The sequence below is a fragment of the Streptomyces sp. NPDC001137 genome, from assembly GCF_040298885.1.
Classification (GTDB): domain Bacteria; phylum Actinomycetota; class Actinomycetes; order Streptomycetales; family Streptomycetaceae; genus Streptomyces.
Window position 1 is genome coordinate 1 of record NZ_JBEPBA010000009.1, and the last position, 24405, is coordinate 24405.

28 protein-coding genes are annotated in these 24405 nt (G+C 71.4%); 15 read left to right on the forward strand and 13 right to left on the reverse strand.

The window, feature by feature from the left end; translation table 11 throughout:
- Together ABT254_RS19135 and ABT254_RS19140 are read right to left on the reverse strand one after the other, a co-directional pair.
- Positions 1-578: maltotransferase domain-containing protein (locus ABT254_RS19135; protein ID WP_351471136.1), on the reverse strand; the 578-nt coding region annotated here is incomplete at its 3' end.
- An 88-nt stretch (positions 579-666) separates the two neighbouring features.
- On the reverse strand, positions 667-966 hold the full coding sequence (locus ABT254_RS19140; RefSeq protein ID WP_351471139.1) for a DUF5133 domain-containing protein: 300 nt from the start codon (positions 964-966) through the stop codon (positions 667-669).
- Positions 967-1281: 315 nt separating this feature from the next.
- On the opposite strand from ABT254_RS19140, the gene ABT254_RS19145 reads away from it, so the two are divergent.
- Together ABT254_RS19145 and glgX are read left to right on the forward strand one after the other, a co-directional pair.
- Positions 1282-1794, forward strand: a complete 513-nt coding sequence (locus ABT254_RS19145; protein WP_351471142.1) for a pep a2 — start codon at positions 1282-1284, stop codon at positions 1792-1794.
- Complete coding sequence (gene glgX, locus ABT254_RS19150; protein ID WP_351471145.1) at positions 1791-3995, forward strand: glycogen debranching protein GlgX; 2205 nt, start codon at positions 1791-1793, stop codon at positions 3993-3995. The genes ABT254_RS19145 and glgX overlap by 4 nt, the downstream gene beginning before the upstream one ends.
- 64 nt (positions 3996-4059) lie before the next feature.
- On the opposite strand, the gene ABT254_RS19155 is transcribed toward glgX, so the two are convergent.
- Positions 4060-4863, reverse strand: a complete 804-nt coding sequence (locus ABT254_RS19155) for a VOC family protein (RefSeq protein ID WP_351471148.1) — start codon at positions 4861-4863, stop codon at positions 4060-4062.
- Positions 4864-5028: 165 nt separating this feature from the next.
- Here ABT254_RS19155 and ABT254_RS19160 point away from each other — a divergent pair, with 165 nt between their 5' ends.
- Positions 5029-5364, forward strand: coding sequence for an ANTAR domain-containing protein (locus ABT254_RS19160; protein WP_351471978.1), 336 nt, complete (start codon positions 5029-5031; stop codon positions 5362-5364).
- Between the two features lie 36 nt (positions 5365-5400).
- On the opposite strand, the gene ABT254_RS19165 is transcribed toward ABT254_RS19160, so the two are convergent.
- Positions 5401-6195, reverse strand: coding sequence for a SigB/SigF/SigG family RNA polymerase sigma factor (locus tag ABT254_RS19165; RefSeq protein ID WP_351471151.1), 795 nt, complete (start codon positions 6193-6195; stop codon positions 5401-5403).
- 236 nt (positions 6196-6431) lie between these two features.
- On the opposite strand from ABT254_RS19165, the gene ABT254_RS19170 reads away from it, so the two are divergent.
- The 4 genes from ABT254_RS19170 (at position 6432) to ABT254_RS19185 (ending at position 9279) form a co-directional block, all read left to right on the forward strand.
- Entirely contained in the window at positions 6432-6884 is a 453-nt protein-coding gene (locus ABT254_RS19170) for a MarR family winged helix-turn-helix transcriptional regulator (RefSeq protein ID WP_351471153.1), read from the forward strand.
- Positions 6881-7741, forward strand: a complete 861-nt coding sequence (locus ABT254_RS19175; RefSeq protein WP_351471156.1) for an ATP-binding cassette domain-containing protein — start codon at positions 6881-6883, stop codon at positions 7739-7741. The genes ABT254_RS19170 and ABT254_RS19175 overlap by 4 nt, the downstream gene beginning before the upstream one ends.
- Entirely contained in the window at positions 7701-8561 is an 861-nt protein-coding gene (locus tag ABT254_RS19180; RefSeq protein WP_351471159.1) for an ABC transporter permease, read from the forward strand. Before ABT254_RS19175 ends, ABT254_RS19180 begins: the two co-directional genes overlap by 41 nt.
- Positions 8562-8754: 193 nt before the next feature.
- Positions 8755-9279: a hypothetical protein gene (locus ABT254_RS19185; protein WP_351471981.1), complete on the forward strand. Its 525-nt coding sequence runs from the start codon at positions 8755-8757 to the stop codon at positions 9277-9279.
- A 23-nt stretch (positions 9280-9302) separates the two neighbouring features.
- On the opposite strand, the gene hemC is transcribed toward ABT254_RS19185, so the two are convergent.
- Together hemC and ABT254_RS19195 are read right to left on the reverse strand one after the other, a co-directional pair.
- Positions 9303-10238, reverse strand: coding sequence for a hydroxymethylbilane synthase (hemC, locus tag ABT254_RS19190; protein WP_351471162.1), 936 nt, complete (start codon positions 10236-10238; stop codon positions 9303-9305).
- Between the two features lie 62 nt (positions 10239-10300).
- Positions 10301-10654, reverse strand: a complete 354-nt coding sequence (locus ABT254_RS19195; protein WP_351471165.1) for a hypothetical protein — start codon at positions 10652-10654, stop codon at positions 10301-10303.
- Between the two features lie 192 nt (positions 10655-10846).
- On the opposite strand from ABT254_RS19195, the gene ABT254_RS19200 reads away from it, so the two are divergent.
- The gene (locus tag ABT254_RS19200) at positions 10847-11737 is read left to right on the forward strand and encodes an SDR family oxidoreductase (RefSeq protein ID WP_351471167.1); all 891 of its coding nucleotides are present in this window, start codon (positions 10847-10849) and stop codon (positions 11735-11737) included.
- A 69-nt stretch (positions 11738-11806) separates the two neighbouring features.
- Positions 11807-11983, forward strand: a complete 177-nt coding sequence (locus ABT254_RS19205) for a hypothetical protein (RefSeq protein WP_351471170.1) — start codon at positions 11807-11809, stop codon at positions 11981-11983.
- A gap of 61 nt (positions 11984-12044) precedes the next feature.
- On the opposite strand, the gene ABT254_RS19210 is transcribed toward ABT254_RS19205, so the two are convergent.
- From ABT254_RS19210 to ABT254_RS19220, 3 genes are all read right to left on the reverse strand, one after another.
- A complete protein-coding gene (locus tag ABT254_RS19210; protein WP_351471173.1) occupies positions 12045-12776 on the reverse strand; it encodes a GAF and ANTAR domain-containing protein in 732 nt (243 codons plus the stop codon).
- Entirely contained in the window at positions 12776-13609 is an 834-nt protein-coding gene (locus tag ABT254_RS19215) for a GAF and ANTAR domain-containing protein (RefSeq protein WP_351471176.1), read from the reverse strand. Before ABT254_RS19215 ends, ABT254_RS19210 begins: the two co-directional genes overlap by 1 nt.
- 173 nt (positions 13610-13782) lie before the next feature.
- The gene (locus ABT254_RS19220) at positions 13783-14910 is read right to left on the reverse strand and encodes an FUSC family protein (protein WP_351471179.1); all 1128 of its coding nucleotides are present in this window, start codon (positions 14908-14910) and stop codon (positions 13783-13785) included.
- A gap of 279 nt (positions 14911-15189) precedes the next feature.
- Here ABT254_RS19220 and ABT254_RS19225 point away from each other — a divergent pair, with 279 nt between their 5' ends.
- The 4 genes from ABT254_RS19225 (at position 15190) to ABT254_RS19240 (ending at position 19221) form a co-directional block, all read left to right on the forward strand.
- Positions 15190-17361, forward strand: a complete 2172-nt coding sequence (locus tag ABT254_RS19225) for a SpoIIE family protein phosphatase (protein WP_351471182.1) — start codon at positions 15190-15192, stop codon at positions 17359-17361.
- A gap of 131 nt (positions 17362-17492) precedes the next feature.
- On the forward strand, positions 17493-18194 hold the full coding sequence (locus ABT254_RS19230; RefSeq protein ID WP_351471185.1) for a nucleotidyltransferase family protein: 702 nt from the start codon (positions 17493-17495) through the stop codon (positions 18192-18194).
- Positions 18191-18472 (forward strand): BON domain-containing protein, encoded by a 282-nt coding sequence (locus tag ABT254_RS19235; RefSeq protein WP_351471188.1) that lies wholly within the window; start codon positions 18191-18193, stop codon positions 18470-18472. Before ABT254_RS19230 ends, ABT254_RS19235 begins: the two co-directional genes overlap by 4 nt.
- Positions 18469-19221 (forward strand): metallophosphoesterase family protein, encoded by a 753-nt coding sequence (locus ABT254_RS19240; RefSeq protein WP_351471191.1) that lies wholly within the window; start codon positions 18469-18471, stop codon positions 19219-19221. The genes ABT254_RS19235 and ABT254_RS19240 overlap by 4 nt, the downstream gene beginning before the upstream one ends.
- A gap of 28 nt (positions 19222-19249) precedes the next feature.
- On the opposite strand, the gene ABT254_RS19245 is transcribed toward ABT254_RS19240, so the two are convergent.
- On the reverse strand, positions 19250-20776 hold the full coding sequence (locus ABT254_RS19245) for an FAD-dependent oxidoreductase (RefSeq protein ID WP_351471194.1): 1527 nt from the start codon (positions 20774-20776) through the stop codon (positions 19250-19252).
- Between the two features lie 45 nt (positions 20777-20821).
- Positions 20822-21184, reverse strand: a complete 363-nt coding sequence (locus tag ABT254_RS19250) for a DUF3040 domain-containing protein (RefSeq protein WP_351471197.1) — start codon at positions 21182-21184, stop codon at positions 20822-20824.
- A 125-nt stretch (positions 21185-21309) separates the two neighbouring features.
- Between ABT254_RS19250 and ABT254_RS19255 the strand changes: the two genes are divergently transcribed.
- Both ABT254_RS19255 and ABT254_RS19260 read left to right on the forward strand, forming a co-directional pair.
- The gene (locus tag ABT254_RS19255) at positions 21310-21786 is read left to right on the forward strand and encodes an SRPBCC family protein (protein WP_351471200.1); all 477 of its coding nucleotides are present in this window, start codon (positions 21310-21312) and stop codon (positions 21784-21786) included.
- 66 nt (positions 21787-21852) lie between these two features.
- Positions 21853-22332, forward strand: a complete 480-nt coding sequence (locus tag ABT254_RS19260; protein WP_351471203.1) for a flavin reductase family protein — start codon at positions 21853-21855, stop codon at positions 22330-22332.
- Positions 22333-22383: 51 nt separating this feature from the next.
- Here ABT254_RS19260 and ligD read toward each other — a convergent pair whose 3' ends face one another.
- Together ligD and ABT254_RS19270 are read right to left on the reverse strand one after the other, a co-directional pair.
- Complete coding sequence (ligD, locus tag ABT254_RS19265) at positions 22384-23364, reverse strand: non-homologous end-joining DNA ligase (protein WP_351471206.1); 981 nt, start codon at positions 23362-23364, stop codon at positions 22384-22386.
- A 96-nt stretch (positions 23365-23460) separates the two neighbouring features.
- Positions 23461-24363 carry an SDR family oxidoreductase gene (locus ABT254_RS19270; RefSeq protein WP_351471209.1) on the reverse strand — a complete coding sequence of 301 codons (903 nt, stop codon included), beginning with the start codon at positions 24361-24363 and terminating at the stop codon, positions 23461-23463.
- Positions 24364-24405: the final 42 nt, after the last annotated feature.

Consider the following 24405-nt stretch of genomic DNA (forward strand, 5'->3'; position numbering starts at 1 on the left):
ACCAGCAGCGGCAGGCTCTGCGAGGCGGTGACGAACTCCCGCAGCGGATGCCGGGCCAGCACCGCGTCCACCTCCGGCGTCAACGCCGCCGCCAGACGGGTGGCGACCGGCAGCGAGTCGTCGCGCAGCGTCTCCGCCGCCGCCAGCACCGCATCGCGCCCGGGGCCCTCGGGCACGCCGGCGGCCAGCCTCTCATGCAGGTCGCCGCCCTCCTCCAGCACCAGCCCGGTGTCGATGCCCGCCGGAATCTTGATGCGGGCGGTGCGCCGCCACGTGGTCACCGGATCGCTCCAGGCCTCCACCCGATACGTCCAGTGGCCCGCGGAGGTGGGGGTGACCTCGGCGCCCCAGCGGTCGGAGCCGGGGGCCAGTTCGCGCATCGGCGTCCACGGGCCGTGCTGGCCCTCCGGATCCGTCAGGACGACGTTGGCGGCGACCGCGTCATGGCCCTCGCGGAACACGGTCGCGGTGATCTGGAACGTCTCCCCGACGACCGCCTTGGCCGGGCGCCTTCCGCACTCCACCGCCGGATGGACGTCCCGCACCGGGATGCGGCCGATGGCCGGAATCGAACTCATGGGTCTCACCTCCGCCGTGCTGGAGACCGAGCCTTCGGCCCGGTCGAGGGATACAAACTGCGACATATGCGTTGAGCCGCAGGGGGGTCTACCTCCCTGCGGCGAAATGCTCTTGCGCCTGCGGGGGGCCGCGCCGGTCGGCCGCACCCGGTCGGGGCCGGTCGTTCTGCTCCCGGAGATAGGCGCCCAGGGTGGACCCCAGATAGCGCTCGGCGGCGTCCGCGGCCTCGCGGGCGCAGCGCTTGCCCATCAGCACGCACAGGGTGTAGCCCGAGTCCTCGAAGGTGGCGCGCACTGCGCGGTCGGCGGGAGACGCGAGCATGACGCGTTCCCAGGCCCGGTACCGCCTCAGTTGCCGGGCCACTTCGGCTTTGGCCGGTAGCAGCATGACGCTCTTCACTTTCTCCGGGGCTCGATCGCACGTCTCCCGACCGTCGGGCGGCCGCGCGTGGGCACGCACGGATCCGTTACGGGTCTCGAGGTCTTCACACATGGTGCACGGGTGGCGACTCAGCGTCTTGTTGGATCTTCAACTATGCCTGGTGGGCTCCATCGCCCCCGCTGTGCGCTCCGGTTGCACGAATGGTCTAGTTCACCCACTCTTGAGGTGACTCAGAAGCGATCAACGCTCACGCTTCGCGTTCGGGGCTCGTCCCACAGGGGCGAGAAGGAGCGGGAGCTTCGCGGGTGAGGAGCCACGAAGATGAAGACCGCAGTGCCCTGCTACTACCACCTCGATGTGGAAGTCAGCCCCGAACGGGTCGGACAGGTACGGCGCATCCTGGCCGCGCATCTCCGCCTCTGGGACCTCGAGACACTGGTCGAGCCCGTCTGCAGCGGCGCCGAGCTGCTGTTGCAGGCCATCGACGAGCACGCCACGGACAAGAACACCTCGGTCGAGATGTGGTGGAACGGACAGCATCTGATCACCGCCGTGGGGGAGAACGACTGCGACCTGCGTCCGGACCAGGACCTGCGCTCCTGTCTGCAGTGGATCGCCGCCATGAGCGACGGCTGGGGCTGCTGCGCCACGGACACCGGCAGCAAGGTCATCTGGTTCTCGCAGCGGGCCAGGGCCGGCGAACGGGTGCCGCTGGTGCCCCTGGCGCCCGCGCCGAGTCTGCGCGAAGTGCTCCAGGTGCCCCGCGAGATGCCTGCCGTGGCCCTGGCCGGGCAGGTGCGCGAGTCGGACGGCATCCTGGAGGATGCCCGGTGACGGCGAAGCGCCGCCGCAAGCCAGGGGTGCCCGTCTGGAGCGGGCACCCCTATCCATTGGGTGCCTCCTACGACGGGAGAGGCACCAACTTCGCGCTCTTCAGCGAGGTGGCCGAACGCGTCGAACTCGTCCTCGTCGACGACGGCGGGGAGCACCGCGTCCCGGTGACCGAGGTCGACGGCTTCGTCTGGCACTGCTACCTGCCGGACGTCGGGCCGGGACAGCGCTACGGCTACCGGGTGCACGGCCCCTGGCATCCGCAGCTGGGCCATCGCTGCAACCCGGCGAAACTCCTGCTCGACCCGTACACCAGGGCGGTCGAAGGGCAGGTGGACAACCACGCCTCCCTCTTCGAGCGCGCACCGCACGGCCGGTCCCGGTCGGACAGCGCCGGGCACACCATGCTCGGCGTGGTCACCGATCCGGCCTTCGACTGGGGCGAGGACCGCCCGCCGCGGCAGCCGTACGCCGACAGTGTGATCTACGAGGCGCATGTACGGGGCCTGACCCGCACCCACCCCGACGTCCCGCCCGAACTCCGCGGCACCTACGCCGGACTCGCGCACCCCGCGGTCGTCGAGCACCTGACGAAACTGGGCGTGACGGCGGTGGAGCTGATGCCGGTGCACCAGTACGTCCAGGACGGGGTGCTGCAGGGCCGCGGCCTGTCCAACTACTGGGGCTACAACACGATCGGCTTCTTCGCCCCGCACAACGCCTATGCCGCCCACGGCACCCGCGGCGGACAGGTCACCGAGTTCAAGTCGATGGTGAAGGCGCTGCACGCGGCCGGCCTCGAAGTCATCCTCGACGTCGTCTACAACCACACCGCCGAGGGCAACGAGAAGGGCCCCACGCTCTCCTTCCGCGGCATCGACAACGCCTCGTACTACCGTCTGGTGGACGGCGACTGGGCCCACTACTACGACACCACCGGCACCGGCAACAGCCTGCTGATGCGTCACCCCTACGTACTGCAGCTGATCATGGACTCGCTGCGGTACTGGGTCACCGACATGCACGTCGACGGCTTCCGCTTCGACCTCGCGGCCACGCTGGCCCGGCAGTTCCACGAGGTGGACCGGCTGTCGGCGTTCTTCGACCTGATCCAGCAGGACCCGGTGATCAGCCGCGTCAAGCTGATCGCCGAGCCGTGGGACGTGGGGGAGGGCGGCTACCAGGTGGGCAACTTCCCGCCGCTGTGGTCGGAGTGGAACGGCAAGTACCGCGACGCCGTACGGGACTTCTGGCGCGGTGGCGAGCACACGCTCGGCGAGTTCGCCTCCCGGCTGACCGGCTCCGCGGACCTCTACGCGCACAGCCGGCGCCGCCCCCGGGCCAGCGTCAACTTCGTCACCGCGCACGACGGATTCACCCTGCGCGACCTGGTCTCGTACAACGACAAGCACAACGAGGCCAACGGGGAGGGCAACCGGGACGGGGAGAGCGTCAACCGGTCCTGGAACTGCGGCGTCGAGGGCGACACCGACGATCCGGGCGTGCTGGAACTGCGCGCCCGCCAGCAGCGCAACTTCCTGGCCACCCTGCTGCTCTCGCAGGGCATCCCGATGATCGGCCACGGCGACGAACTCGGCCGCACCCAGCACGGCAACAACAACGCCTACTGCCAGGACAACGAAGTCTCCTGGGTCGACTGGGAGCTGACCGAGGAGCAGCGGGACCTCGCCGAGTTCACGCGGTACGTCATCGCGCTGCGCGCCGCCCACCCGGTGCTGCGCCGCCGCCGCTTCTTCCGCGGCGAGACCGCGACCCACCCCCGCCGGCCGCTGCCGGACCTGGTGTGGCTGGCGCCGGACGCGCAGGAGATGACGGAGGAGGACTGGCAGCGCTCCGACGCGCACTCGGTCGCCGTGTTCCTCAACGGCGACGCCATCGCCGAACCCGACGACTGCGGCCGTCCCGTCGTGGACGACTCGTTCCTGCTCCTGCTGAACAGCTACTGGGAACCGGTGGAGTTCCGGCTGCCGGACGTCACGTACGGCGAACGCTGGACGACGCTGATCGACACCGCCGAGCCGCACGGGCCGCCGGACGAGTCGGAGTACAAGGCGAACACCGGGCTCCTCGTCGAGCGCCGCAGCCTGGTGCTCTTGTCGAGACCCCCCTGTGCCGCGAAGGGGCGCGGGGCTGTATCGACTGGCGGCTCCGCCGCGGGGCGCGGCAAGTCACGACGGCGCTAGAAGCCGACCGAGGACACAACGTGGCACTTCCACAGGCGCCGGGCTGACCCAGCGGGACGTCACCTCAGCGTTCGCGGCGCGAGGTCACCGTGAACTGCGCGCCGTCGGCGTCGCGCAGCACGGCCTCGTCGCTGCCCTTCGACAGGACGCTGCCGCCGTGCACCTCGGCGGCCCGTACACAGGCCGCCACGTCCTCGACCGCGAAGTGGATCTGCCAGTGGGGCCGGATGGTGGGGTCGGGCGCCGCCCCCAGGGCCCCCGACTCGATGCGCGCCACGATGTCGCCCTGGCTGCGCAGCACCACCTCGCCGCCCTCGTACAGGACCTCGCAGCTGCCGGGCCGCCCGGAGGCCCAGTCCAGTACCTCGCCGTAGAAGATCGCGGCGTCGAAGGCGTCGCGTGTGTGCAGTCTGATGAAGGTGGGGGCCGCGTGCCGCCACTTCTCCCAGTCGGCGATCAGCACCCCCTCCCAGATCCCGAAGGTCGCCCCGTCCCGGTCGGCCAGGAGGGCCGCCCGCCCCGGGGGGAACGAGATCGGGCCGACCGCGGCGGTGCCGCCCCGTTCCTGGGCCCGTGCCGCGGCCTCGTCCGCGCTGGGCACGGCGAAGTACGGCGTCCACGCCACCGCCATCTGCCACATGTCGGCGACGGCGGCGATCCCGGCCACGGGCGTGCCGTCCACCATGGCCATCCGGAAGCGGTCACCCAGCTTGGCGGAGCGCCACTCCCAGCCCAGCACGGCTCCGTAGAAGTCCTCGGTGGCGTCGACGTCGCGGCTGGTCAGGCTCACCCAGCACGGCGCCCCGAACACGGAGGCCGAGGTGACGATGCGCGTCACGCCGCGCGGGCGTGGGGTGTCATGGTTCATGGCAGTTGCGTCCTGGTCTCGTCGATCGGCGGCCACCGGTCTGGTACCAGTGTCCAACCGGAACCGCACGATGCGCCTGCCGAGTACCCCGTGAGGGGGGTCGAAACGGGTGCCGTGGCGGCTGCCGCCGGTGGCGACGGGCAGGGTGAGTGCCACTATGGAGGAGTGGCACAGGTACCGCATGAACCTGCCGACGAGACGGATCGCATCTTCGCGCTGCAGGAAGAAGTCGATCAGCTGAAGGAAGCGATCGTCTCGCACGCCGTCGTGGACCAGGCGATCGGGATGATGGTCGCGCTGGGCCGGGTGACGCCGGACCAGGGATGGGCGGTGCTGAAGGACGTCTCACAGCACACGAACATCAAGCTCCGAAATGTCGCCGAGCTCATTCTCATCTGGGGGCGCAACGGCGACCTGCCCCCGGAGATCAAGGCCGAACTCGAGGACGCCCTGGACCGCTACGGCCCCACGCAGATCCCCGAGGCCCCACCGGAGCGGTGAGGCGACGGGGCCGCGTTGGGCCGAACGGCGCAACGTTCAGCCGGTCTCCGCGAGGAGTTCCGCGCGGAGCTGGTCGAAACAGCCGCTGAGCAGCCGGGAGACATGCATCTGGGAGATGCCGAGCTGCTGGGCGATGCGGCTTTGCGTCATGCCTCCGAAGAAGCGGAGATACAGGATGGTGCGCTCGCGCTCCGGGAGCGCCTGCAGACACGGCCTGACCGCCACGCGGTCGACGACGACGTCGTAGGCCGGGTCGGGGCCGCCGATCGCGTCCGTCAGGGCGTATCCGTCGGTGCCGGGCATCTCCGCGTCCAGCGAGAGCGCGGTGAAGCACTCCAGGGCTTCCATCCCGGTGCGCACCTCGCTCTCGCTCAGGTGGGCCTGCCGGGCGATCTCGGCGACGGTGGGTCTGCTCCCCGGTGTGGTCTGGGACAGTTCCTTCGCGGCCTGCCGCACCCTGTTGCGCAGGTCCTGGACCCGGCGCGGCACATGCAGTGTCCACATGTGGTCGCGGAAGTGCCGCTTGATCTCGCCGGTGATGGTCGGCACCGCGTACGCCTCGAAGGCGTGGCCGCGGGCGGGGTCGTAATGGTCGACCGCCTTGACCAGTCCGAGGGCCGCGACCTGGTAGAGGTCCTCCAGTGACTCTCCGCGCCCTTTGAACCGGACGGCGATCCGCTCGGCCATCGGTAGCCAGGCCTGGACCAGTTGGTCCCGCAGCTGCCTGCGCTGCGGCCCTTCGGACAGCCGCGCGAGCCGGGCGAAGGCCTCGGCGGTGTCGGGTGCGTCGTCGTGCGGATGGGGTTTCGTGCTGGCGCTGGCGACACGCATGGTGCGCACCTCCCTGAGGCGGTGCATAGGGGGACGGGCGCCATGGGAGATGCGGCTCGGACCTGCGGAGACATCCGGGGCCGTACCCGCTCCCACGGACGTGCCTCCTGTCCGAAGCACTAGGTACTGATGCCCGGATTCTGTACATCACAAACAAACGCGACATTCTGGATGAATGTTGGGTGCTTGACCGTTCCTTGGGTTCATTACCTCTGCTACAGAGATAATCTGCTGATATGGAAACCGAAGCCTTCCCGGACGAGCTGATCGACGCCCTCATCGGGGTCCAGCGGCTGGTCCGGCGCCGCCTGCGCCCGCAGATCGCCCCGCAGTTGCGCGGCGCCGAGGTGGAGCTGCTGCGCCTGGTCGTCACCCGGCCCGGCATCGGCATATCCGACGCCGCCAAAGAGCTGTACCTGGCGGGCAATTCGGTCTCGACGCTGGTCAACCAGCTGTCCCGGCAGGGCTATCTGGTCCGCGAGACCGACCCCGCCGACCGGCGCGCCGCCCGGCTGATGCCGACGCCCGCGGCCGAGGCCCGGCTCGCCGAATGGCGCAAACGGCGCGCGGAACTCGTACGCGGCGGGTTGTCCCGCCTCGACGACACGGACCGGGAGGCACTGCGCACGGCGATCCCCGCCCTGCGCCGGCTGGCCGACACCCTGCACGAGGAGGCCGAACAGACATGACGCGGAACGCCGACACCGGGCAGGCCGAGGCCGTCACCTGCACCGGACTCGCCTACGCCTTCGGCGAGACGAACGCGGTCGACGGACTCGAACTGTCGGTGGCCGAGGGCGAGGTCTTCGGCCTGCTCGGACCCAACGGCGCCGGAAAGACGACCGCGATCCGCTGCATCACCACCCTGCTGCCGGTCCCCGCCGGAATGGTCCACGTCTTCGGCCACGACGCGGCCAAGGACCGCATGGCCGTACGGCGCCTGCTCGGATACGTGCCACAGCAGCTGTCCGCCGACGCCGGACTCACCGGCCGCGAGAACGTCGCCCTGTTCGCCCGCGTCTTCGACGTGCCCCGCACCGAACGCGCCGACCGCGTCGGCCAGGCCCTGGCGGCCGTCGGCCTCGCCGACGCCGCCGACCGGCTGGCCGGCACCTACTCCGGCGGCATGGTCCGCCGCCTCGAACTCGCGCAGGCACTGGTCAGCGCCCCACGGCTGCTGATCCTCGACGAGCCGACCATCGGTCTCGACCCGATAGCCCGCACCGGAGTGTGGGACCACATCAACGCCGTGCGCGCCGCCACCGGCATGACCGTGCTGGTGACCACCCACTACATGGACGAGGCCGACCAGTACTGCGACCGGGTCGCCCTGATGCACCGCGGCCGCATCCGGGCCCTCGGCACCCCGGACGAGCTCAGGGAGGGGCTCGGAGAGCGCCGGCGCGCCGCGGGCGCTGCGGCCACCGACCCGCTGCCCACCCTGGAGGACGTCTTCCGGGACGTCGCGGGCAGCGGACTGGACGACCAGGCAGGAGGTTTCCGCGATGTCCGAAGCACCCGCCGCACCGCGCACCGCGTCGGCTGACCCCACCGGCGCACCCGGCATCGACCTGTTGCTGCGACCGCCCCGGCCCCGCGCGGGCTGGCGGCTGCTGCCCGCGCGCGTGTTCGCGATGTGCGCCGTCGAACTGCAGAAGCTGCGCCACGACCGCACGGAGCTGTACACCCGCGCCGTGCAGCCCGCCCTGTGGCTGCTGATCTTCGGTCAGACCTTCACCCGCATCAAGGCCATCCCCACCGGCGGCATCCCCTACGTCGACTACCTGGCGCCCGGCATCATCGCCCAGTCCGCGATGTTCATCGCCATCTTCTACGGCATCCAGATCATCTGGGAGCGCGACGCCGGCATCCTCAACAAGCTGCTGGTCACGCCCACCCCGCGCTCGGCCCTGATCACCGGCAAGGCGTTCGCGGCCGGAGTGAAGTCCCTGATCCAAGCCGTCGTCGTCATCCTCATCGCCGCGGTGCTCGGAGTGGCGCTGACCTGGAACCCGCTGAAGCTGCTCGGGGTCGCCGCGATCGTGGTCCTGGGGTCCGCGTTCTTCTCCTGCCTGTCGATGAGCATCGCCGGCATCGTCCTCAACCGCGACCGCCTCATGGGCTTCGGGCAGGCCATCACGATGCCGCTGTTCTTCGGCTCCAACGCCCTGTACCCGGTGTCCGTCATGCCCGGCTGGCTCCAGGCCGTCAGCAAGGTCAACCCGCTGAGCTACCAGGTGGACGCCCTGCGCGGCCTCCTCCTCGGCACGCATGCGCACGTGGCCCTCGACTTCGCGGTGCTGCTCGTGGCCGCCGCGCTCGGCATCGCCGCGGCCTCCTCGCTCCTCGGCCGACTGGCCCGCTGAAGACGCCCGCGGAACGTGATGTGCCCCACGCACACGTGCGCGTACGTGGGGCGTGTTCCGACCGTTGTTCCTGCGCACGGCTTGATCAGTGATCAAAGGGGGTGAATGCGCTGGCCACAGCCCATTCTGCTCATTTGACAGTGCCCTGAGCGCACAGATAGGAAGCAGCTCTCTGAGGTCGATGAGGTGGATTGTGTACGAGCCGAACGTGGTCGGGGACTGGCAGGAGTACGACGAGCATGCCGGCCTGCGTGTCCGCGTCCACCGTCTGGAAGCCGCCGAGCCCCCACGCGGACGGGACGACGCGGCGGCCGGGCTGACGTACTTCAGCCTCCGGGTCACCGTCGAGAACCGCGGCAGCCGCTCCTTCGGCATCCACCTCGAGGACGGCCAGATCGACGTGCGCCTGGGCCCCGACGGGGAGGCCGCGTTCATCGACTGGCGCAACTCGCAGTTCATCGAGGGCTTCGACGTCTACCCGCTGCGCCGGGCCACCGCCGTGCTGTACGCGGCCGGCCCGGACGCCTGCCTGAGCCAGGTCGACGTGCAGATCCAGCTGCGGGTCGAGGAGGAGTGGACCGACCGCCGGCTGTGGACGGGCGGCATCGGTCTGCACGAGGAGTCCGTCGGTGCCCACCCGGGCACGGGCCGGGACGGCGGCCTGGCGCACCAGGTCAGCAACTTCCTCCGGGACCAGGCCGAAGAGGGCACCGCCTGACCCCCGCCCGGCCCGGGGCCCGCTCAGTGCGGGATGCCGTCGATGATCTCGCGGGCGCCCTGGCGCAGCAGCGCCACGGCCACCGAGGTGCCCAGGGTCGCCGGGTCGAGCCGCCCGGCCCACTCGTGGGCGTTCAGGCGGGTCTTGCCGTCCGGGGTGAACACACAGGCGCGTAGCGACAGTTCGCCATTGGCCTCCACGCGCGCGTACCCGGCGATCGGACTGTTGCAGTGCCCCTGCAGGACGTGCAGGAACATCCGCTCCGCGGTCGCCTCCTGATGCGTGTGCGGGTCGCCGAGCGCGCTGACCGCGTCGATGAGGTCGCGGTCGCCCTCACGGCACTGCAGGGCGAGGATGCCCGCGCCGATGGACGGCATCACCGTGTCCGGCGACAGCACCTCGCTGATCACGTCCTGGCGTCCGATGCGTTCGAGACCGGCCGCCGCCAGCAGCAGCGCGTCCGCCTCGCCGGCCGCCAGCTTCGCCAGCCGGCGGTTGGCGTTGCCGCGGAACGGCACACACTCCAGATGGGGGTGGGTGGCGGCCAGCTGGGCCACCCGGCGCACCGCGGAGGTGCCGATGCGGGTGCCGGCCGGCAGCTCGTCCAGGGTGAGGCCGTCCGGGTGCACCAGGGCGTCACGGATGTCGTCCCGCTTCAGGAACGCGGCGAACGTCGTGCCGGCCGGAAGGGGCCGGTCGGCGGGCACGTCCTTGAGGCAGTGCACGGCGAGATCGGCCTCACCCGCGAGCAGCGCGGCGTCCACCTCCTTGGTGAACGCCCCCTTGCCCTCCACCTGGGACAGGACACCCATCCACTTGTCACCGGTCGTCTTCACCGGCACGACCTCGGTGCGCACACCGGGATACAGGACCGCCAACTCGGTGCGCACACGCTCCACTTGGGCCAGCGCCATGGGCGAGTCACGGGAGACGATGCGGATCATTTCGGGGACGGACATGCGGCCACGATAGACCGTCGCCAGAGGGTCGTTGACCGCTACCGCCCCATTGGGGATCCGAATCACTCGGCAGGGACGACGGGCGTGCGCACACCGGCCGGCGAGTCCCGGGGCTGCGGCCGGATCAGCGACGCGAGCGCCCCGGCGGTGAGCGGCCCGCCGACCGGAAAGGCGCCGCGCACCCGTACGACGGGCCGGAGAGCGCCACCCAGCAGGGATCCCGCGGACACGCGCACGTTGAACGCGGCCGAGTTGGCCGCCGGCACCGACTCGGTACGGCCCGGCGCCACCCGCAGCACAGCACCCCGGCCCCGCACCCGCCCGCCGCCCTCGCCCGCCTCCTGGGGCACCGGCAGGCCGCGGTGCCGGCCGACCTGGCGGTTCCCGCCACCACCACGGAGCTCGCCGCGCGACACGGCCTGGCCCCCTCCACCGTGTCGTCCCAGGGCGGACCGCCCTGGGAGACCGGCCGGCGGCAGCGGCGTAGGGCGATCCCGCCGGGTCCGTCGACGGCGCCCGGGCGATCTCGACCACCTCGGGCTTTTCGGCCGCGGCCCGGCGGGAACCCGGTGGCCGTCCGGAGCCGCCCCCCAGGTCAGGAGGCCGACGTGACCGATTCCCAGCACACGCAGCAGGACCCTACGACCCAGCACCCGCGCCCCGAGTTCCCGGCGCAGGACCAGCCCCATCCGGGGTGGACCGGGCCCATGGACCCGCCGCCCGACCACGGGGAGGAGACCTATCGGGGCGCAGGCCGCCTGAAGGACCGCAAGACCGTCGTCACCGGCGGCGACTCCGGCATCGGGCGGGCGGTCGCACTGGCCTTCGCACGCGAGGGCGCCGACGTCCTCTTCACCTACTTGGAGGAAGAGGCGGACGACGCACGCGAGACGTCCCGGCTCGTCGAGGACGCCGGACGCAAGGCGGTGGCTGTGGCCTGCGACATCCGGGAGGAGGACAACTGCCGGGCGCTGATCGAGCGCGCCGTCACGGAGTTCGGCCGCATCGACGTCCTGGTGAACAACGCGGCCTACCAGATGTCGCAGCCCGACGGCATCGAGGCGATCACGACCGAACAGTTCGACCGGGTCATGCGCACCAACGTGTACGGCATGTTCTGGCTGACCAAGTTCGCCCTGCCGCACATCCCGAAGGGCGGCAGTGTCATCAACTCCACGTCGGTGCAGGCCTACAAGCCCAGTCCGCATCTGCTGGACTACGCGACGACCAAGGGCGCGATCGTGACCTTCACGCAGGGGCTGGCACAGATGCTCGCCGAGCGCGGCATCCGCGTCAACGCCGTCGCGCCGGGCCCGGTGTGGACGCCCCTGATTCCCGCGACGCTGCCCGACACGGTGGAGTTCGGCAAGCAGAGCCCGCTGGGCCGCCCCGCCCAGCCCGCCGAACTGGCCCCCGCCTACGTCTACCTCGCCTCCCAGGAGGCCGGCTTCGTCACGGCCGAGATCCTCAACGCGACCGGAGGCACACCACTGCCCTAGCGGGACACGGGCATGGAAGGCGCCGCGGCGGGAACCCGCCCGGCCGTCCGGAACGAGGGAGTGGGGCACATGCATCAGGAAGCGCATCGGCCGCCGCGGCACATGTCCGCCGTCCGGGCCCGCGACGGCGGCGGGCAGGGCGCATCTGTGGTGGAGCGGTGGTCGCCGGTGCTGCGCGGCGTCATGACGGCGGCAGCCGCCGTCGTGGTCGTGGCCGCGCTGTGGGCGACGGCCGTGGCCCGCTGAGACGCCGAGCAGGGACGAGCTGAGACGCCGAGCCGGGAAGAGGTGACGGCGGCCGCGATCGTCAGGGAGGATCGCTCAGCACGTCCGTCAAGGGCTCGGTGCGCTGCACGAGACCGTGGGCGACGTCGGTGAGCCGGCGGCCGTTGCGGGTCGCCCAGGCTGCCAGGGCGGAGCGGGCGTCGGGCAGGGAGAGGCCGCCGTGCTCGGCGATCATGCCGGTGGCGATGTCGACGGTCGCCTTGGCGGCCACCGCCCTTTGGACACTGCTGCTGACGTCGGTGGGACGCAGCGCGTGCGGACTCCAGTTGACGAGGGCGACCGTGGTCACATCGGCCAGCGCCTGAGCCAGGTGCAGATCGAGCGCGGGCAGTCCGCCGGGAGTGGTGAGCAGAAGGTTCAGGGCCCCCACCGTCTGGTGGTGCACGCGCATGGGCAGCGCATGCGCGGACCGGAAGCCGTGTTCGCGGGCGTACGGGGCCACATGCGGCCAGCGGTGGGCGCTGTCGCCGAGGTCCGGGGCGTCGATGCGCTCGCTCTTGCGGTAGCAGTCCACACAGGGGCCTTCGTCGGTCTGGAGCTGGAAGAACTCCGTGAGAGCCGCCCGTTGGTCGGTGACGGCCATCAGACGCAGCTCCCCGCGCAGTCCGGCGATCATGACCCCGACGGCGTCGGCGCCCACGAGGTCCAGGCAGTGGAGAACCAGCCGATCGAGGAGCACGACGGGGTCGACGTCGTCGGCGAGGGAGTCGGCCAGCCCGACGAGCGCCTCGGCGAGCTGCTGTTCCCGGTTCATCACCGATCGCCCTCTCGTCGGCCGTCCCCGGCGTCCCGCCGGCGGGCGTCCTCGCTGCCGTCTTCGGCCTCGGACCCGAGCCGGAGCGTGCGTACGAGGATGTCGTGCGCCACCTCGGTCACCGTCCGGCCCTGGGCGAACGCCCGTGCGCGCATCCGGTCCAGAGCCTGTTCGGCGCCCAGATTCAGCTGCACCATCACCATGCCGACCGCTTGGTAGACCTCACTGTGGTCGGCCTCGGAAGCCTCCATCCACGACGCTACTCCTTCTTCGCTCGTTCGTTCGTCCGCGTCGTGTCGGGCATGAAGGTTCATGAGGGCGAACGTGACGGCGTCCCGCGCCCACAGTGCGATCCGCAGGTCGCGCGCCGACAACGGGCCGGGCGTGTGGCGATACAGGTCGAGCGTGCCGATCGTCGCCCCGCCCAGTCCGAGCGGCAGCGAGAACACCGCCCGCACGCCCAGCTCGACGGCCTCGTGGGCGAAGACCGGCCACCGCCCGGCGTCCGGCGCCCTGGTCAGGTCGTCCGCCAGCACGGCGGCGGCGCGTTCGATCGCGGACTGGCAAGGGCCGTCCCCGAGCGTGTACTGCGCCTCCGCCAGCCGGGCCGCCGTCGGGTCGCTGGCACACCAGGTGGCCCGCACCGTCGGGCCGCTCGCGATCGACACGGACGCGCCGGTGACGGGAAGCAGTTCCACACAGGCGCTGCACAGCGCCTGGGGTACGTCGTCGGGACCGAGGCCCTTGGCCGCGGCCGTGAGCGTCTCGGTGACCCGCGCGCGTTCCTCGGCCTCGGACGGTCCCCTGTCACCGCAAGCACCGTCAGCAGACATGATCCACCAGTACTCCAACCGATGGCACCGGGAGAACCGACACCGGCCGGGTGTCACCAGGGCGGCTTCACACGCCCTCAGCTCGTGTGGCTGAGGTGCGCACCGCACCGCACGGGTCCCGATGTCGTGCCGGACGAGTTCCCTGGCCCCCCTGCACAAAACTGCAGGCGGCTTCAGACGTGCCCGGGGGGAGCCTCCTGCCGCGCCGACGCCTCGAGGTTCACGGCCAGCCGCTGGGCCTGCAGGAGCAGAGCGCCGTAGGCCGAGGCCTCCTCGGGCTCGCCCCGGACCAGGTCGGGCAGCTGCCGGCGCAGGCCGTCCATCGCGGCGCGCATCTCCCGCAGCGTCTGCCGCAGCGTGTCTTCCCGGCCCTGGCCGGCTCCGCCGTCCGCGGAGAGCCGCACGATCCGGGCCGCGTGGGCCAGGAAGTCCGCGTAAGCGCGGATCAGGGGCAGCCGCGACCAGTGCGCCTGCCGGTCCCGGGCGGCCGCCTCGAGCAGGGTGCGGGTGAGTTCCGTCGTGTGCACGGCCGCGTGGTCCAGGACCACGGTCGCGTTCTCGTAGTCCTTGGTCGGCCGTGACGAAGCATGGGCGCGGCGGCGTACGTTGCCCCACAGGCTCTCCCGGCTCCAGCCGACCGCCGTCCGGCACCGCGTCACGAGGTGCTGGAGGTGCAAGGCTTGCCGATGCCAGGCTTCCGTCTCGTGGACGTCCCACTGCCCCTCGACCAGACGGCCGCCCGCCGTTTCGAGGAGCCTGCCCGTCTCCTGCGCGGCCTCATGGATCGCTGCGTGCGCATGGCGCAGATAGACGGGCGGCCGGATCAGCGCGTTGACCGCGATGCCGACGGCCGCTCCGAACACGGCCTCGCCGATCCGGGCCGCGCACGCCGAAAGACCGACGTGTGTGTCGGTGAGGACGAAGAGGGCGCCGGTGGCCGTGTATATCCCCTGCCGTCCGAGCCGTGACCACGAACTGAGCAGCACCACCAGCGGGAGGACGAGTCCCATGGCGCCGATCCTGTTGTGCATGAGCAGAACCAGCACCGTGGCCATGACGGTTCCCGAGGCGATCGCCGCCAGTTGCTGCAGGGCATGGGCGACGGACTGGTAGACCGTCGACTCGACGAGCAGGATCGCCACCCAGGGCGCCACGAAGGCCATGGGCGCGTGCAGCCACCAGCCCACCACCGCCCAGGACGCCCAGGCGGCGAAGGCGGCCTTCAGTGCCTGCGCGGCGAGATCCCGCTCCCTGCCCGGCTGTCTCCACGCGCGTTGTACCGCTCTTGCTCCGTCCCGCATCTTCCTCGGCAACGTGAGAGCGATCAAAGGATGAGCTCCAGGGCGAAGGCGGGGAAGATGGCCGCCATGCGCACTTCGCGTGGACGGGCCTCGGGATCAGGATTGGTGAAAGTCATGACGTCCGAGTCCCCCTGCGCTGATCGGATATCACCAAAACGGGATGATTGGACGCCCCGTCCCCAGCAGACCGCGTGGCCCCGAAGGTCTGCAGCGCTGCCCGCCGACCCTGCTTTGGGCGGGGCGACCTGGGAACTCGTCGGATGTTCGACAGGAGGTGCTGTGAGCCAGAGCGACGCTACGGCGGATGTCGCACCCGAGTCGGTGGACACGGCGCTGCTGGACGTGGTCCGGGACTGCGGGGCGTCCAGGGGCCTGCTCTACGTCCTGCCGCGCAACGGTGACGCCCTGTGGCTGGTGGCATTGACAGGGGCTCCCCGTGAAATGGCCGTTCCGTGGACCCGCGTGGGCCTCGCGGACTCCATCCCGGTGGCGGACGCCGTGCGCGCCGGTCGCCTGGTGTGGATCAGCGACATGGAGGACATGGCCCGCCGCTACCCGCGCACCTCACTCGTGCTGCCGTACGCCTTCACTCTGGCGGCCGCTCCGCTCGCCGCCCGGGGCTCGGTCGTGGGCGGACTGGTACTGCTGTGGCCGGCCGCTCATCCGCCGCGGCTCAGCGGGGCGGAGCGCACGGTCATCGAGGCCGGTTGCCGGCGACTCGGTCGTCTGCTGCACCACGCGGCGGACCACAAGGCCCTGCCGCCGCCGGGCGAACCTCGGATCCTGCCGCATCCTTCCCGAGCCCGTGCTCTGCGAGCCGGGGGCAGCGAGCAGGCGGCGTTCATCGCCAGGCTGCCGGGTGGCGCGTGCGCGCTCGACGACACCGGCCGGTTCACCTTCGTCACGCCCGAGGCGACCCACCTGCTCGGCGCCGACGCCGACACCCTGCTGGGCGCCCTGCCCTGGGAAGCGCTGCCGTGGATGGACGTCCCCGAGATCGAGGACTCCTACCGGTCGGCGCTCGTGAGTGAACGTCCCACCAACTTCAGCGCGGTGCGCCCCCCGGACACCCGGCTGTCCTTCGCGCTCTACCCGGACCCCTCCGGCATCAGCGTGCGGATCACCCGCGGTGACCCCCGCGACGAACTGGCGCCGAACCCGGCTGGTTCCCCCAGTGCGCCCACCCACTCCGCCGGGACGGCCGAGCCCGCCGCGCGCGGTCCGAGCCGGGCCGGCTCCCTGTACCACCTGATGCACATGGCCGCCACGCTCACCGAGGCGCTCGGCGTCCAGGACGTGGTGGACCAGGCCGCCGACCAGCTCATGCCCGCCCTCGGTGCCACGGCCATGGCCGTCATGGCGCCGCGGGGCGGCAGACTGAGAATCCTCGGCTTCCGCGGCTACGACGCCGAACTCATGGAACGCTTCGACCACATGCCCCTCAACGCCGACACGCCCGCCGTGCGGGTGATGGAGACCGGCAGCCCGCACTTCTTCCGCGGCTTCGACGAGCTGAGGCGGTCGTATCCCGAAGCAGTCCACTTCGACGACAAGACCTCCTGGGCGTTTCTCCCCCTGATCGCCTCCGGCCGGGCCGTCGGCTCGCTCGTCCTCGCCTACGACCGCCCCCGGCACTTCCCGCCCACCGAGCGGGCGGTGATCACCGCGCTGGCCGGTCTCGTCGGCCAGGCCCTCGAACGGGGCCGCCTCTACGACACCCAGTTCGCCGTGGCCCATCAGCTCCAGGCCGCACTGCTGCCCCGGCACCTGCCCTCCCTGCCCGGGCTGCGGGTCGCCGCCCGCTATCGGCCGGCCGGCCACGGGGTGGAGGTGGGTGGTGACTTCTACGACCTGATCCGTCTGAACGACACCACGGCCGCCGCCGCGATCGGGGACGTCCAGGGACACGACATCGACGCGGCGGCCCTGATGGGACAGGTCCGCACCGCCGTGCACAGCCAGGCGGCGGCCGGAGCCTCCCCGGGAGACGTGCTCGGCCGGACCAACCGGCTGCTCGTCGGCCTGGACCCCGGCCGGTTCGCCAGCTGCCTCTATGCCCACCTGGATCTGGGCCGCCACAGCGTGTGCCTGGCCAGTGCCGGCCACCCGCCCGCCCTGCTGCGGCACGCCGACGGCCACACCGAGGTCCTGAGCCCGCCCCCCGGACTGCTCCTCGGCATCGACGAACAGGCCGACTACCAGGCCGCCGAGTTCCCCCTGCATCCCGGCTGCGTCCTCGTCCTGTACACGGACGGGCTCGTCGAACGGCCCGGCGTCGACCTCGACGACGCCATCGGCACGCTCGCCGCACTCGTTGCACGCACCGATCCCGAAGACCCCGAGGCCATGGCCGACACCCTCATCCGTCACGCCTCCGACCTCGCCGACGACCTGGCCCTGCTCATCGTTCATCTCAACGGGGCCGCGCCCGGCCGGGAGGGCGACGGCTGACACCGTTGCCGACACGGGGTCCGCACCGTGTCGCGCAGGTGGCCGGGGGTACCCGGAGGTACACACGGGCGGGGGCGGGCACACCCGTTTCGTGTCCTGCCCCGACGCCGGGAACCGCGAAGGGAGCGCCCATGGTGCACAACGCGCACGGCGCGGCCCGCGCCGACGACTCGGGCCCCACCGGCCTGCACCTCGCCCCGGGGGAGCCGCTGGCCGCCCCGGGGCGGGACGCGGATCTGCCCCGTGACCGTACCCAGGCGATCCTGGAGGCGACCAAACAGGTCGCCGCCCTCCTCAAGCAGAAGGAGCACAGATTCGCCCTGGCCGGAAGCGTGGCGGCCTACGCCCACGGCGTCAGCGGAAGGCTGCAGCACGACGCCGACTTCTGTGTCCTCCCCGAGGACGCCGACGCCGTGGCGGCCACCCTGCGCGAGGGCGGTCTCACCGTCCACCACGCCCCGGAGGACTGGCTGCTGAAGGCAAGCTGCCTCGGACAGAGCGTCGACATCATCTTCGAACTGTCCGACCACCCCGTCACCCCGGAACTGCTCTCACGCGCCCAGGAGTTGCCCGTCGACTCGGTCCGCATGCCGGTACTGTCGCCGACGGACATGCTGGTGAGTCTGCTCAAGGCCTTCTCGGAACACCACTGTGACTTCGGGGCCGTACTCCCCGTCGCCCGCTCGCTGCGGGAGAAGGTCGACTGGCAGGAGGTCCGGCGAACCTGCGGCGACCAGCCCATGCCCGCAGCCTTCCTGTTCCTCCTGGAGCGCCTGGACGTCATCGAGGCCGAGCCGGAGCAGCGAGCCGAATCCTCGAAGGAACAGCCATGAGCGAGCACGCCGTCCAGCCGTCCTCCGGCACCCCGGCAGGCCTCGACTACCGGGTCGCCCACCTGACCGAACGTTTCGCGGCCGGTCTCCCCGGCGAACTGGGTGTACGGGCCGAACTGCGCGGCGAGGCCGTCCTGCTGACCGGCACAGTCCCCTCGGCCCAGTGCCGTGAGGACATCATGCGCATCGCCCGTGAGGCCTTCCCGGACGTGCCGCTGCACTGCGACATCGTCACCGCGCGAACCACCCCGCCCGACGACGCGGAGGACCTCGCATGACCCGGGTCGCAGCCGTCGGGGACATCCATCTCGGGCCGGAGAGCCACGGAGTGCTCCGCCCCGCGTTCGAGACGCTGCCCGAGTGCGCGGATCTTCTGCTGCTGGCCGGCGACCTCACCCGCCACGGCACACCGGAGGAGGCCCTGGTCGTCGCCAAGGAGGTCGAGGACTTGGCGGTCCCGGTCGTCGCGGTCCTCGGCAACCACGACCATCACGGCGGATGCCCGGACGAGGTGACGGCCGTCCTCGAGGACTCCGGCGTACGGGTCCTGGAAGGGCAATCCGCCGTGGTGACCAGTGGCGACATCCGGGTAGGGATCGCGGGGACCAAAGGGTTCGGGGGCGGCTTCGCGGGCAGGTGCGCGGGAGAGTTCGGCGAGCCCGTCATGAAGGAGTTCGTCCGCTACTCCCGCCGGTGCGCGGACGGCCTGCGGACCGGCCTGCGGGAACTTGCCCGGGCGGAGTGCGACGTGCGGATCGCGTTGACACATTTCTCACCCGTGCCGGACACCCTGGCGGGCGAGCCGCTGGAGATCTACCCGTTCCTCGGCAGCTATCTGCTGGCCGAGGCGATCGACGCCGAGGGCGCCGACCTCGCCGTCCACGGACACGCCCATGCCGGCACCGAGCGCGGGATGACCAGCGGCGGAGTACAGGTGCGGAACGTGGCTCAGCCGGTCATCCAGCGGGCGTTTCACGTCTACCACCTTCCGGTGCGGGAAGCGCAGCGGTCGGCTGAGCCCGCGTAGCCGCGGTGCATACCGCAGGTGGTCGTCTCTAGATGTCGCGCTGCTGCAGCGGCCGTACGGCCGGGCCCTGGAGGATCTGCCCGTCCGGGGCGAAGCGGGAGCCGTGGCAGGGGCACTCCCAGGCCTGTTCCGCGCGGTTGAACGCCACGAGGCAGCCGAGGTGGGTGCAGCGGGCCGAGACGGCGTGCAGCTGACCCTTCTCGTCACGGTGCACGGCGCACTGCCGCCCTCCCACCCGCACCACGGCACCGTCGCCCCGGGGGATGTCCGCCGTCGGGGGCCCCTTAAGCGCGGGCAGCCGGTCGCCGACGAAGTGCCGTGCCACCTGCGCCTGATGCTTCAGGAACGACACTCCCTCGCGGACCACCGGGATCAGACGGCGGGGATCGTAGAGGCCGGCCCAGGCGACCTCGCGGCCATTGATGAGATCGCTGAGCAGACGGCCCGCCATGATGCCGCCGCTCAGCCCCCAGCCACCGAACCCGGTGGCGACGTAGGTGTGACGGCTGCCCAGCCAGAGCGGCCCGACGAGCGGCACGGAGTCGGTGGCGTCGTTGTCCTGCGTGGCCCACCGGTAGCTGATCGTGAGCCCCGGGAACTGGCCTACGGCCCAGGCGGAAAGTCGTGCGAATCCCGCCTCGACATCGGTGGTGCCGGGAGTGAAGTGCTCGCCGGTGACGATCAGCAGGCGTTTCCCGTCACGGTACGGCGCGCTGCGCACGGACCGTGTGTTCTGCTCCGGCGTGATGTACATGCCGCGCGGCGCCCGGTCCTCGTCGATGGTCCCGGCCACGACCAGCTCGCGCCGCGGGGAGAGCCGGGTGAAGAGCAGCGCACGGTCGAAGACCGGGTAGTGGGTGGCGATCACGACCTCGTCCGCCCGCACCGAAACTCCCGCGTCCGTCTCCAGGACGCAGGGCTCGCCCTCCGTGAGGCCCACGACGCGTGTGCGCTCGTACACGGCACCTCCGCGTCGGCGCAGGTCGTCGGCGAGGGCCAGCAGGTACTTGCGGGGATGGAACTGGACCTGTTCCGTCACCCGGACCGCACCGGCGACCTGGAAGGGCAGCTCGGTCTCGGTCACCAACTCGGCCGCCAGGCCCGCCTCCCGCGCCGCTTCCGTCTCCGCCTTCAGCTTTCCCAGGAGCCGGGGCTGCTCGCCGTAGGTGTAGGCCGCGGCCTCTTCCCAGTCGCAGTCGATGCCGAGCTCGTCGACGATCTCGGCGGCGTGCCGGATCGCAGCGGTCTGCGAGTCCGCGTACAGCCGTGCCCCCGTGGGACCGCGGGTGCGGCGCAGGTGGTCGTAGGTGAGCGTGTGCAGTGCGGTCAGTTTGGCGGTCGTGTGGCCGGTGACCCCGGCGGCGAGGCGGTCCGCCTCCAGTACGGCCACCTCGCGTCCCTGCTGGACCAGTTCCCACGCCGTACTCAGGCCTGCGATGCCACCGCCGACCACGGCGACGTCGACGGCGATGTCGCCGGACGGCGGGGGAGCGGGTTCACCCGGGGGCGCCGTCTCGAGCCAGTAAGATCCGTGGATTTCCGTCTCAGCGGTCATGAGCGCCGAGTTCCCCCAGCGCTGCCCCGGACACACGCGCGGGGATCACCGCCACGAGGTGATGCGGCCTCCGCCCCTGGTCGCACGGCGCAGCAGCCGGAAGGCCTGCAACACGGTGAAGGGCCACAGGGCGGCGAAGCAGCAGATGACGGCCGGGTCCGCGGTGCGGATCCCCATGACGACGAGGAACAGGGAGGCGCAGGCCAGCAGGGCCACCGAGAGTGGGAGCCAGAGCCGGGAGGCGGGGTGGCCGCGTATCTTTCGGGCGAGCCGGAGCCGGTGGCCCGCGTGGCCGCGCATGCTTCGGGCGAGGCGCCGGTCGCAGCTCAGTTCCGCTTCGATGTTCCGCAGGGCAAGCCGTTCGTGCGTCGACAGCACGACATCCTCGGGTTCTGGGTGCTCAGCCATGACCCACCGGGTTCCCCGCATGGGCTGACCGACGCCTTTGCGGGGTACCCGGTGCCACGCACACGCGCAGGAGACCGGTCGCCCGGCGCGGCCGGCCCCGGCAAGGAGCAGGCAAGGAGGCAACGATGGGCACGGTCAAGAAGGCAGTGGACGTGCAGGTTCCGCTGCACATGGCGTACAACCAGTGGACCCAGTTCGAGGAGTTCCCGAAGTTCATGGAGGGCGTCGAGGAGGTCAGGCAGCTCGACGACCGGCACAACCACTGGACCACCAGCATCGGCGGGGTGCGACGCGAGTTCGACACCGAGATCGTGGACCAGCTGCCGGACGACCGGATCACCTGGCGGTCCGTCGGCGGCGACACGCAGCAGAGGGGATCGGTCCGGTTCGAGCGACTGGACGACACGCACACCCGCGTGGAGCTCGTGATGGAGGTCGAACCCAGCGGGGTCGCGGAGCAGAGCGCGGACGCACTGGGACTGATCGACCGGCGGGTGAAGGGTGACCTGAACCGCTTCAAGGACTACGTGGAGCGCGAGGGCGGCGCCACCGGCGGCTGGCGTGGCCGCATCCGGCCCGAGGACCCCGGCACACCGCTGTGACGGTCGGGCCGCGGTGATCCCGAACCGGGTTTGCGGTGCGCTGCCGAAGGCGAGGAGTGAGGACACATGACGGACCTCGACGCGTTCATGGGCCGCCTGAGTCCCGACATGTGTGTCGTCACCGCCGCGGCGGGCGCGCAGCGGTCGGGCTGTCTGGTCTCCTTCTCCTCCCAGTGCTCCATCCGGCCGGTGCGGTTCGTGGTGTGGATCTCCAGGGCCAATCACACCTACGCCGTGGCCCGTGCCGCGGACTGCCTGGCCGTTCATCTGCTCACCCGTGAACAGCACGAGCTGGCAGCCCTGTTCGGCGGCCGGACGGGTGATCGGACCGACAAGTTCGCGCACGTGCCGTGGACGCGCGGACACGGCGGCGCGGTCCTCCTGGAGGAGGCCGCCGCCTGGTTCGTCGGCAGCGTGGAACAGCGCGTCGACGGCGGTGACCACGTCGGCTTCGTCCTCACCCCCGAGGACTGGGGCAGCCGCGCGGAAGGACCCCTGCTCCGGCTCGACGACGCCCGGGACATCAGCCCCGGGCATCCCGCGTGACGGCGTATCTACCGTCGATTCACCCCGGACCCGTGTGCAAGGTGGATGGGTTCAGCCGGCGTCGTCGGGGATGTCGGCCGCCGCGTCCTCGGGCGCCAGGTCGGGTCTCAGTCGTAGCCAGGACGGTTGGCGCAGCAGTCCCGCCCGGGTGCGGGTGCTGTAGCGGACCTCGCCGACCAGCCGGGGCACCACCCAGCGGGCCCCCGCTACCGACGGCACGGGGTCGAAGGGGCACACGTCGGTCGCGGCGGCCCGCAGCAGCGCGGCGAGCTGCGACCGCTCGGCCTCGCTCCACCCGGTGCCCACACTCCCGACGTACCGCAGCCGCCCCGCGGCCCGCTGCCCCACCAGGACGGCTCCGGGCAGGCCCGACAGCCTTCCCTTGCCGGGCAGCCAGCCGCCCACCACGACGTCCTCGCTGCGCATGTTGCGGATCTTGATCCAGGACCGGGAGCGCACGCCGGGCTCGTACGGCGAGTCCAGCCGCTTGCAGACCAGGCCCTCCAGGCCGTGTTCACGCGTGGCCTGCAAGGCTTGTTCGCCGTGCCCGACGAGGGCGGCCGGGGTGGACCAGAACGGGCCGCGGAGAGCGAGCCGCTCCAACCGCTCGCGGCGTCGGGCATAGGGGAGTGCGGTGAGGTCCCGTCCGTCCAGATGCATCACGTCGAACAGGACGAGGTGCACGGGTGCCTTCGCCGCCTGTCGTGCCGCTTTGCCGGGTGCGTGCGCCAGCTGCATGCGGGGTTGCAGCAACTGGAAGTCGGCGCGGCCCTGTTCGTCCAGTGCCAGCACCTCCCCGTCGAGCACGGCAGGCGTCGCACCGAGCGCCTCGCCCAGCGGCCGCAGCTCCGGATACGCGCCGGTGATGTCCTCCCCGGACCGCGCCCGCAGCAGGATGCCGCCGTCCCCTTCGAGGTAGGCCACCACGCGCTGGCCGTCCTGCTTGGTCTCGTAGGCCCAGCGGGAGTCCTGCGCGGCGGGCGGCAGCGAGCCGGGCGTAGCGAGCATGGGCGGGATCAGGGGGAGCGTCACGGGGTGAGTTGTCGACGGTGTGCTCCGCCGCCATTCGCCCCGACGGCCGGGTTCCCCTGAACGGCGCTGCCTGCGGGCGGCTGTGATGGGCGCTGCCTACAGGCTGCTCGCCGGCGTCAGCAGGTCGTCGAGGCCCACCCGGCGGAAGAACTCGGCGCGGACGCGGTCGGCCACGGCGGAGACGACCTCGCTGCCGTCGCGGCTCGGATCCACGTGAACCCGCAACGGCCGCCTGCCGGGCGGCAGTTCGACGGTCCGCACGACTGCCTCGGCCACCTCGGCGACGTCCGCGTCCGGCGGTATCAGCCCGGCCAGCCGCACGTTCACGTCGTCCATCAGCGCCTTGTAGCGGACGTCGTAGGCGGCGGCCCGGTCGGCGTCGGCCGGTGAGCCGGCGTGGGCGAAGTGGTTCGTGCCCGAGGTGAAGGCCCCCGGCACGACGATCGAGGTGTCGATCCCGAACCGGATGAGCTCGGCGGCGTAGCTCACCGCGAGCGCGTCCATGGCGGCCTTCGCCGCGAAGTACGGGGCGAGGAAGGGCGGGCAGCCGCCGCGGGTGCTGGAGGAGCCAATCCACACGAGGTGTCCCTGCCCCTGCGCGCGCAGCCGGGGCAGGGCCGCCCGGTTGACGCGCTGGGTGCCGAGCACGTTGGTGTCGTAGACGTCCGCCAGCTGCTCGGGGGTGAAGGCCTCGGCCGGGCCGAGCACCATGTGCCCGGCGTTGTGGACCAGGACGTCGAGGCGGCCCTGTTCGTCGACGACGCGGGCGACGGCCGCGTCCGCGCTGTCCTGCCGTGTCACGTCCAGTTCCACGGCGTACAGGTCGACTTCGTGCGCGGTCGCGTGGGCGGCCAGGTCGGCGGCGGCTTGAGCGTTGCGGCTGTCGAGGGCGCGCATGCCGGCGTAGACGGTGTGTCCGCGCTCGGCCAGGGCGCGGACGGTGAGGGCGCCGAAACCGCTGGAGGCGCCGGTGACGAGAACGACCTTGCTGTCAGTCACGACTGTTCCTTTCGAACTCTCGAACTCTTGGCTTCTCGAAGG

Excerpts from the sequence above, each read along its gene's own strand:
- ABT254_RS19220 (WP_351471179.1), bottom strand. The coding sequence starts at position 14,910 with ATGCGGGACGGAGCAAGAGCGGTACAACGCGCGTGGAGACAGCCGGGC.
- ABT254_RS19250 (WP_351471197.1), bottom strand. The coding sequence starts at position 21,184 with ATGGCTGAGCACCCAGAACCCGAGGATGTCGTGCTGTCGACGCACGAA.
- ABT254_RS19255 (WP_351471200.1), top strand. The coding sequence starts at position 21,310 with ATGGGCACGGTCAAGAAGGCAGTGGACGTGCAGGTTCCGCTGCACATG.
- ABT254_RS19140 (WP_351471139.1), bottom strand. The coding sequence starts at position 966 with ATGCTGCTACCGGCCAAAGCCGAAGTGGCCCGGCAACTGAGGCGGTAC.
- ABT254_RS19235 (WP_351471188.1), top strand. The coding sequence starts at position 18,191 with ATGAGCGAGCACGCCGTCCAGCCGTCCTCCGGCACCCCGGCAGGCCTC.
- ABT254_RS19165 (WP_351471151.1), bottom strand. The coding sequence starts at position 6,195 with ATGCGTGTCGCCAGCGCCAGCACGAAACCCCATCCGCACGACGACGCA.
- ABT254_RS19180 (WP_351471159.1), top strand. The coding sequence starts at position 7,701 with ATGTCCGAAGCACCCGCCGCACCGCGCACCGCGTCGGCTGACCCCACC.
- ABT254_RS19245 (WP_351471194.1), bottom strand. The coding sequence starts at position 20,776 with ATGACCGCTGAGACGGAAATCCACGGATCTTACTGGCTCGAGACGGCG.
- ABT254_RS19210 (WP_351471173.1), bottom strand. The coding sequence starts at position 12,776 with ATGAACCGGGAACAGCAGCTCGCCGAGGCGCTCGTCGGGCTGGCCGAC.
- ABT254_RS19175 (WP_351471156.1), top strand. The coding sequence starts at position 6,881 with ATGACGCGGAACGCCGACACCGGGCAGGCCGAGGCCGTCACCTGCACC.
- ABT254_RS19205 (WP_351471170.1), top strand. The coding sequence starts at position 11,807 with ATGCATCAGGAAGCGCATCGGCCGCCGCGGCACATGTCCGCCGTCCGG.
- ABT254_RS19155 (WP_351471148.1), bottom strand. The coding sequence starts at position 4,863 with ATGAACCATGACACCCCACGCCCGCGCGGCGTGACGCGCATCGTCACC.
- ABT254_RS19230 (WP_351471185.1), top strand. The coding sequence starts at position 17,493 with ATGGTGCACAACGCGCACGGCGCGGCCCGCGCCGACGACTCGGGCCCC.
- ABT254_RS19145 (WP_351471142.1), top strand. The coding sequence starts at position 1,282 with ATGAAGACCGCAGTGCCCTGCTACTACCACCTCGATGTGGAAGTCAGC.
- ABT254_RS19260 (WP_351471203.1), top strand. The coding sequence starts at position 21,853 with ATGACGGACCTCGACGCGTTCATGGGCCGCCTGAGTCCCGACATGTGT.
- ABT254_RS19215 (WP_351471176.1), bottom strand. The coding sequence starts at position 13,609 with ATGTCTGCTGACGGTGCTTGCGGTGACAGGGGACCGTCCGAGGCCGAG.
- ABT254_RS19240 (WP_351471191.1), top strand. The coding sequence starts at position 18,469 with ATGACCCGGGTCGCAGCCGTCGGGGACATCCATCTCGGGCCGGAGAGC.
- ABT254_RS19170 (WP_351471153.1), top strand. The coding sequence starts at position 6,432 with ATGGAAACCGAAGCCTTCCCGGACGAGCTGATCGACGCCCTCATCGGG.
- hemC (WP_351471162.1), bottom strand. The coding sequence starts at position 10,238 with ATGTCCGTCCCCGAAATGATCCGCATCGTCTCCCGTGACTCGCCCATG.